We start from the raw sequence: 7,478 nt of genomic DNA on the forward strand, positions 1-7,478 counted from the left end.
TTCTGCATCATTTCCCATATTCACACAGCAAAATGCGGCCTTATAATTGAAATTTGTTATTAGTTCCAAATCATCTTCAACTTTACTTTCATAGCCTATGCAGTCCCTATAGTTTTTCAATGCATCCCCATATTCTCCAAGTTCATACAATGCATCTCCTTTTGCATTAAATCCTATTAGAGTATCTTCGTTTTGAAGAGATTTATTTAAGTATTCGAGCGCTTCCTTATTTTTGCCTGTTTTTTGAAGCATTTGGCCTTTATACAAATCATATTCATTGTCGATGCCATATTTCTCTTCATATTGATTAAGGTATGTCAATGCATCATCATAACTTTTAGATTTGATTAACAACTTAATTTTACTCATTAAAACTTCTTTTTTGCTGATGCGAGGTTTTTCAATATTTTGATAAGAATCATATTTGTTTAGAGCTTCATCAAGGTAATTTAAAGATTCTTCCAATTTTCCTTTGTTTAATTTTGAGAATGCTTTATCACAGAGCACATTTATTGAATAGGGTTGCTGTTTTAAGTATTGGTCGAAGTATTTTTCACCATAATCTCCATTGTCATGAGATTCATCATAATACTGGTAATATATCCCTTTTTCTTCAGTAGCAGGCAAATAACCATCATCAATCAGCAAATCCAATATTTTAAGGTAATCTTCAACATCATCTTTTCCATGTCTTTTCCTGGCTAGTTTAATGGCCTCTTCATAATCGTTTTCAATAATGTATTGCTTTGCTTTCTCAATAGCATTGCTCATTCGCATCATCCTTTTAAATTAAAATTTTCTTTTCAATATACTATTGACTATTTTCCAATATAAATTTTTAGGTGTACCCAAACTTTATATATGATAAAAACAGATAGATAAACATGTTTAGGTATACCTAAATCTAGGTTTTTAAAGCTTAAACTAAAAAATTTTTTTAGTGTGGAACAATATTTTTCTAAAAGTATTGTTCCTAAAAAGTTAATGGAAAATGGGAGAAACGTTAATGACAGAATTAATTGTAGGATTAGCGGGAAACCCTAATGTAGGGAAAACTACTGTCTTCAATCAATTAACTGGTATGCGACAACATGTCGGTAACTGGCCTGGAAAAACTGTTGAAAGGGCAGAAGGTCATTTCAAGCACGGAAGTTACGACTATGATGTAATAGATTTACCTGGTAATTATGCATTAAGCGCTCATTCTATGGAAGAAATCGTATCAAGGGATTTCATTGTAGATGATGAGTCAGATGTTATTGTTAATGTAGTGGATGCAGCTAATCTGGAACGTAATTTATATTTAACCGTGCAAATGATGGAATTGGGCGCCAATTTAGTAGTAGCGCTTAACATGAATGATTTTGCAAAGAAAAAAGAACACATAATAAATATTGATTTGATGAGTGAATTATTAGGTGTTCCGGTAGTTGAAATCAATGCAAAAACTAAAGATGGTTTTGAAAAATTGCTGACAACAGTTGAAAGGCAATCAAAAAAACCGATAGACTCTAGCGAAAAATTATCATATGGAAATGATATTAAAGGCCACTTAATGGACTTGCAGTCAGTAATTGAACAGGACAGTAATCTATTGGATGTCCCATCAGTCTGGACTGCAGTTAAACTATTGGAAAAAGATACAATAGTTATTGAGAAGGTTCACGGATCTTCAAAAAGTTCTCAAATTTTTGCTGAGGTAGATAAAGTAAGTAAGCATTTATACGATGTTTACAATGAAGGTCCCGAAGAAGTTATCGCAAATGCAAGATATGCATTTATCGACGGTTTGATAAAAGAAGCAGTCCAAAAACCGGCCGTTGAAAAGGAAACCATGACCGATAAAATCGACAAGATTGTTACAAATAGGTTATTGGCTCCGTTCATATTTATAATTATAATGTGGGTAATGTTCCAATTGACATTCACCATCGGTGCTCCTTTTCAGGACATGATTGATGAGGCATTTGGTGCACTAGGAGAATTTGTCGCAGGATTCATAGCAAATGAATATCTATCCTCCTTCATCTGTGACGGTATCATCGGGGGAGTCGGAGGTGTTCTCACTTTCTTGCCAATTATTATTCTGATGTTTTTATTCTTAAGTATTTTAGAAGACTGCGGTTATCTTGCAAGAGCTGCATTTACTTTAGACAAGTTAATGCATAAAATTGTAGGACTTCACGGTAAAGCATTCATTCCAATGATTTTAGGATTCGGTTGCGGCGTGCCTGCTATTATGGCAACAAGAACCATGGAAAATGAAGGAGACCGTATGCTTGCAATGATGCTTGTACCGTTCATGTCATGTACTGCAAGACTGCCAATTTATGCTATTTTTATAGGTGCATTTTTCGCAGAAAATCAAGGTACCATGTTACTTACAATTTATTTATTAGGTATTGTTGTAGCGCTTATTGTTGCAGCCATCCTTAAAAGAACCATGTTTAAAGGATTATCCACTCCATTTGTAATGGAACTGCCAACATACAAAGTTCCGTCCATAAAAGGAGTCTTGTTACACACTTGGGAAAAAGTAAAAGGATTTTTAAGAAAAGCAGGAACTATCATTCTTGCATGTTCAATCGTTTTATGGGCTTTAAGCATATTCCCATTAGGTGTTGAATACGGATCTGCCGACAGCATATTAGGTATTATCGGTTCAGTTATTGCTCCAATTTTTGCCCCATTAGGATTTGGAACATGGCAAGCAGCTGTAGCAATCATTGCAGGATTAGCCGCTAAAGAAGTTGTTGTAGCTACCTTTGGTACATTAGCAGGTATGGAAGAGGATGATGAAGAAGGAATTACAAGTTTAGTGCATGATACTTTCACTCCATTGTCTGCATTTTCATTCATGGCATTTACATTGCTTTATACACCATGTTTCGCAGCAATCGGTGCAATCAAACAGGAAACCAACAGTTACAAATGGGCATTTACCATGTGTGGAATCACATTGGTTACCGCATACATCGTTTCATTCCTGATTTATAATGTCGGTTTACTTGCAGGATTTGGATAGTGATATAATGCGCAGCAAAAGTGGAATTAGAGGCATAAAAATGCCGAAGGATGATGATTAAATCTTAATTATCATTCTTTAATTTATTAAAAGGTGAAAAAATGAGAACATTAAATGATGTACAACCTGGCGAAACAGTGAAATTAGTAAAATACCATGATAGCGGTGACGTGGGTTTGAGAAGACACTTATTAGGAATGGGTTTTGTTAAAGGAGTAGAAATAACTATTAAAAAAGTTGCTACATTAGGAGATCCAATTGAGATGAGTGTAAAAGGATATGATGTTTGCCTTCGAAAAGAAGAAGCCAAAAACATTGAAATTGAATAAAATCTCAAGTTATCAGTTATTTTTTTTAAGGGTGTTTAATTATGAAATGTCGTATTTGCGGTTTTGAATTTGATGAAACAAAATTAGAAAATCGTGGTTGTGTTAGCTGTGGAAAACATGATCACTGCAATCAAATTCATTGCCCCAATTGTGGATTCGGCAACCACCCCGAATTTGATGAAGAATTTGAATTTATTAACAAACTTAAAAATGGAATCAAGTTAAGAAGGAAAGCTACAAATTAGTTTTTAAAAGGAGATTATTAAATGAGACATGATGAATTTTTTGATAAATGTTATGAGCATAAACACGTATTACTTTTTGCAGCGGGAATTGCAACTGCAGTCGTTGGTAAAAAAATTTTAGAATCCGAAACTGTAAAAGACGCTGCAACAAAAGGTATGGCCTCTGTCATTGCAGCCAAAAAAGATGCGGAAGAATGCTTCCAAGATATGAGAGAAAATGCAGAAGACATTGTAGTTGATGCTCATCAAGAGGATAAAAAAGAAATATACATAGAAGATGAAGAATAAGGTAGAAAAATGAAATATCAAGTAATGTATGATAACGGATCCCGTTTAAGGATTCGCTCAGGCCAATGGGCTTTCACAAAAGAGGAAGGCTACGGTCTTGCTTCATTACTTTTAAATCAAAGCTTTATCCATGAAGTATATACTTCTCACAGGAATGGAAGTATTTTAATATACTACGATGGAGATGTTGAAAACAAGCAAAAAATTTTCAATATCTTAAATGGCATTACATTAGATGATTTATTTGAAACAGAACCAACACAATCCCAAATTTCAAAAGAAATAACAGATGATTTCTATTTGAAATTATCAAAGATGGTTTTTAATAGATTTGTCTATAGACTCCTTTTACCAATACCAATAAAGAATGCATTAACAATTTATCATGCAGCTGATTATATCTGGCATGGTTTGGATAGTTTAACTGATTTTAGATGCGATGTTGCACTTTTAGATGGTGCTGCAGTAACAGGCGCGTTATTACATAAGCAGTACAAACCAGCAAGCTCCATGATGTTCTTATTGTCAATCTCCGATGCATTAGAGGACTACACATTACAAAAAGCTAAAAATACTCTAAAAGACAGTTTAGCTTTAAACATAGATACTGTATGGGTAGTAGGAGAAGACGGTGAAGAAAAACAATGCCCTGCTGTTGATATTGATAAGGGAGACAAGATTAAAATCCACATGGGAGATGTGATACCGGTTGATGGAAAAGTAATTGAAGGAGAAGGAATGGTTAATGAAGCCTCCATGACTGGAGAACCGCTAGCTGTTCATAAAAGACCTGGAAAAACCGTTCACGCAGGAACTGTTGTTGAAGAAGGAAACATCATAGTTGAAGTCTATTCAATGAATAAGGAAACAAGATTAAATAAAATTATAGATTTGATTGAAAATTCCGAAGAGTTGAAGGCTGATACTCAAAGCAAGGCTGAAAAACTCGCAGATTCTATTGTTCCATATAGTTTTATTGCAACTGCCCTAACATATCTCATTACGGGAAACAGTACAAAAGCATTGTCTGTTTTAATGGTTGATTTTTCATGTGCAATAAAGCTGACAACTCCATTATCCATAATATCTGCAATGCGTGAAGCATCAGATAATAGGATGATGATTAAAGGTGGAAAATTCTTAGAAAACTATGCTAATGCAGACACAATTGTATTCGATAAAACCGGAACTCTTACAAATGCGACTCCAAAGGTCGTTGACGTTATTCCAATGTCAAGGCGTTACAAACGTGACGATATTTTAAGAATGTCCGCTTGTATTGAAGAACACTTCGCACACAGTATTGCAACTGCAATCGTGAAACAAGCAGAAGCAGAAGGTCTCAAACATGAAGAAGACCACAGTGAAGTGAAATATATTGTAGCACATGGTATTGTGACTGAATATGACGGCAAACGCGCAGTAATAGGTTCCAAGCATTTCTTATTTGATGACGAGAAAGTTAAAGTGACAAAATCCCAAGAAAAGAAAATAGCTAAAAAATCTGATGAACATTCAGTAGTTTATTTGGCTATTGATGGAAAATTGGAAGGAATAATCTGTATTGATGATCCGGTACGTGAAGAAGCAAAATATGTCATTGAAGAGCTTAAGGATTTAGGTATTGAAAATGTCATAATGCTTACTGGAGACAGTGAAAGTGGTGCAAAAGCAGGTGCAAAAGCATTAGGAATCACTGAATACCGATCCCAAGTACTTCCAGAAGACAAATCTAAAATTATTGAGGATTTAAAAGCTGAGGGTAGAACAGTAATAATGGTGGGTGATGGAATTAATGATTCACCGGCCCTTGCTGCTGCAGATGTGTCTGTTTCAATGAAAAATTCCTCAGACATTGCCCGTGAAGTAGCAGATATCTCACTGCTTTCAGATGATTTAAATGATTTAGTTACTCTTAGAAAATTAAGCACAGGAATGTTGGATAAAATTAATACAAATTATCGCAATATTGTAGCAGTAAACGGTTCGTTACTTGCTTTAGGTGTTTTAGGTGTTATCCCACCATCCACATCATCAATGATACATAACCTATCTACAATGTTATTCGGTGCTATGAGTACAAAGTCCGTTTTAAAAGATGAAGATTTTAACAAAGACATTGAAGTAGAAGCTATTGAAGTAGCTGATACTTCATAATTTTATTTTAAAGAAGAACCTGATGAATTTGTTCTTCATAATAGACTTATTTTATATGTTATCTGATTTTCAGAAAATATTTAAAAATTTTGAAAATCATTAATCCCAATTCAAAATATTTAAATTTTTTAATAACCTACTATTTATTTGAGAGTAAATTATGCCACACATCATAATAAAAAAAGTTTGGGATTATTGCAGCTATAATAGAAAATTTCTTATATTCATTTTGGCATTGCTGTTCATCTCCTCAGTTATTCAAAACTATATTAAAACCAATGGAGATTATTACGAATGGATATTGCTTAAAATCATAGTTTTTATTGTGGTATCCGGATATGGAATGTCAATTACCCGAAGCAGAATAAACCACGGCAAAAGATTACCTAAAATCGTAGTTGGAGACATTATTCTTTTAGGAATTAAATCAGGAATAGTTATGGCAATTTATCTTTCAGTTCAGGAAGTTATCTTATCTTTGGCATGTTCGTCATTGGGTTTTCCCTTATTTGATTTGGAAGAGATGCTATTGAACTGGTCGGATACAATACATATGTTGTTCCAACACGAACCTATAAACACAATATTATTTGTTGTTTTCGGATCCATCCTATTTTACATAACTACATTCTTCATGGAAATTGCTCTGGCCAAATTAGCAGACACTAATAAGATACTGTCTGCTTTAGATTTAATGTCAATTAAAAGGAGCATTGATATTGTGGGATGGAGAAATTATACCAAAGATTACACAGTGATTGTCCTGGCTATTGTAATTTTATCATATTTAATTTCTTATGATATTCCATTTACTCTAATAGATTCAATAATCGACATGTTTCTTTCATTTTTGATATTTGTAACCCAGTATTTGGGTATTGGAGCTGTTTATTGTAAAATAAAAGATCTGGAATCCATGAATGAATGAAAATAATAAAATTCAAACATTTCGTATAAAACTTATAAAAAAGTTCCGATACTTATCGATTCAGACCACTAAAACTCTGATATAAAATTTATTTTTCACCGATTATAAAATTTAGGATACTCTATACGGATAAACCCCCTTTGTATCATATTCATTTTTTAACCATAATCTTAATATCGGATCAACAATTTGATATTTTCGTTCATCATTAATCTCTATTAATCCTATATCCTGCAATTTAACTAATGGTTTAGAAAGTGTTCCAGAAGTAATATTTAGATTGTTAGCAATTTCAACACGTTTTAAAGGATTATCTAATAGCTGAACAATGATTTTTTGTTCTGGGAAATTTAATTTATCCCACATGCTCTTTAAATGAATTGCTAAATATGGAAGAGCTTTATAAAACTCTTTTTTAACAACTTCTTCAGTTAATAGTTTATCTGAAGATATTAATCTTGCAAAGGTATTAATGTAAAATGGAACCCCTTTAGTGCATTTATAAA

At 33.3% G+C, this 7,478-nt stretch carries 7 protein-coding genes and 1 pseudogene; 6 read left to right on the top strand and 2 right to left on the bottom strand.

Annotated elements, in window-relative coordinates:
• Positions 1-771: M48 family metallopeptidase (locus Q4Q55_RS08900; protein ID WP_303372463.1), on the bottom strand; the 771-nt coding region annotated here is incomplete at its 3' end.
• A 235-nt stretch (positions 772-1,006) separates the two neighbouring features.
• Between Q4Q55_RS08900 and feoB the strand changes: the two genes are divergently transcribed.
• From feoB to Q4Q55_RS08930, 6 genes are all read left to right on the top strand, one after another.
• The gene (gene feoB, locus Q4Q55_RS08905; RefSeq protein ID WP_303372464.1) at positions 1,007-3,025 is read left to right on the top strand and encodes a ferrous iron transport protein B; all 2,019 of its coding nucleotides are present in this window, start codon (positions 1,007-1,009) and stop codon (positions 3,023-3,025) included.
• Between the two features lie 101 nt (positions 3,026-3,126).
• Complete coding sequence (locus Q4Q55_RS08910; protein WP_303372465.1) at positions 3,127-3,354, top strand: FeoA family protein; 228 nt, start codon at positions 3,127-3,129, stop codon at positions 3,352-3,354.
• A gap of 41 nt (positions 3,355-3,395) precedes the next feature.
• Positions 3,396-3,599 (top strand): hypothetical protein, encoded by a 204-nt coding sequence (locus Q4Q55_RS08915; RefSeq protein ID WP_303372466.1) that lies wholly within the window; start codon positions 3,396-3,398, stop codon positions 3,597-3,599.
• A gap of 21 nt (positions 3,600-3,620) precedes the next feature.
• On the top strand, positions 3,621-3,887 hold the full coding sequence (locus tag Q4Q55_RS08920) for a DUF6110 family protein (protein WP_303372467.1): 267 nt from the start codon (positions 3,621-3,623) through the stop codon (positions 3,885-3,887).
• 9 nt (positions 3,888-3,896) lie between these two features.
• Positions 3,897-6,044: a heavy metal translocating P-type ATPase gene (locus Q4Q55_RS08925; RefSeq protein ID WP_303372468.1), complete on the top strand. Its 2,148-nt coding sequence runs from the start codon at positions 3,897-3,899 to the stop codon at positions 6,042-6,044.
• 160 nt (positions 6,045-6,204) lie between these two features.
• Positions 6,205-6,972, top strand: coding sequence for a DUF4013 domain-containing protein (locus tag Q4Q55_RS08930; RefSeq protein ID WP_303372469.1), 768 nt, complete (start codon positions 6,205-6,207; stop codon positions 6,970-6,972).
• Positions 6,973-7,083: 111 nt separating this feature from the next.
• Here Q4Q55_RS08930 and Q4Q55_RS08935 read toward each other — a convergent pair.
• Positions 7,084-7,478 (bottom strand): annotated as a pseudogene (locus tag Q4Q55_RS08935) (ATP-binding protein); the annotation flags it as partial.

Origin of the sequence: Methanobrevibacter sp., assembly GCF_030539555.1 — an archaeon.
Classification (GTDB): Archaea; Methanobacteriota; Methanobacteria; order Methanobacteriales; family Methanobacteriaceae; genus Methanocatella.

Bases quoted from the DNA above. Each gene is read 5' to 3' on its own strand.
- Q4Q55_RS08930 (WP_303372469.1), top strand. From the start codon at position 6,205: ATGCCACACATCATAATAAAAAAAGTTTGGGATTATTGCAGCTATAAT.
- Q4Q55_RS08925 (WP_303372468.1), top strand. From the start codon at position 3,897: ATGAAATATCAAGTAATGTATGATAACGGATCCCGTTTAAGGATTCGC.
- Q4Q55_RS08910 (WP_303372465.1), top strand. From the start codon at position 3,127: ATGAGAACATTAAATGATGTACAACCTGGCGAAACAGTGAAATTAGTA.
- feoB (WP_303372464.1), top strand. From the start codon at position 1,007: ATGACAGAATTAATTGTAGGATTAGCGGGAAACCCTAATGTAGGGAAA.
- Q4Q55_RS08915 (WP_303372466.1), top strand. From the start codon at position 3,396: ATGAAATGTCGTATTTGCGGTTTTGAATTTGATGAAACAAAATTAGAA.
- Q4Q55_RS08920 (WP_303372467.1), top strand. From the start codon at position 3,621: ATGAGACATGATGAATTTTTTGATAAATGTTATGAGCATAAACACGTA.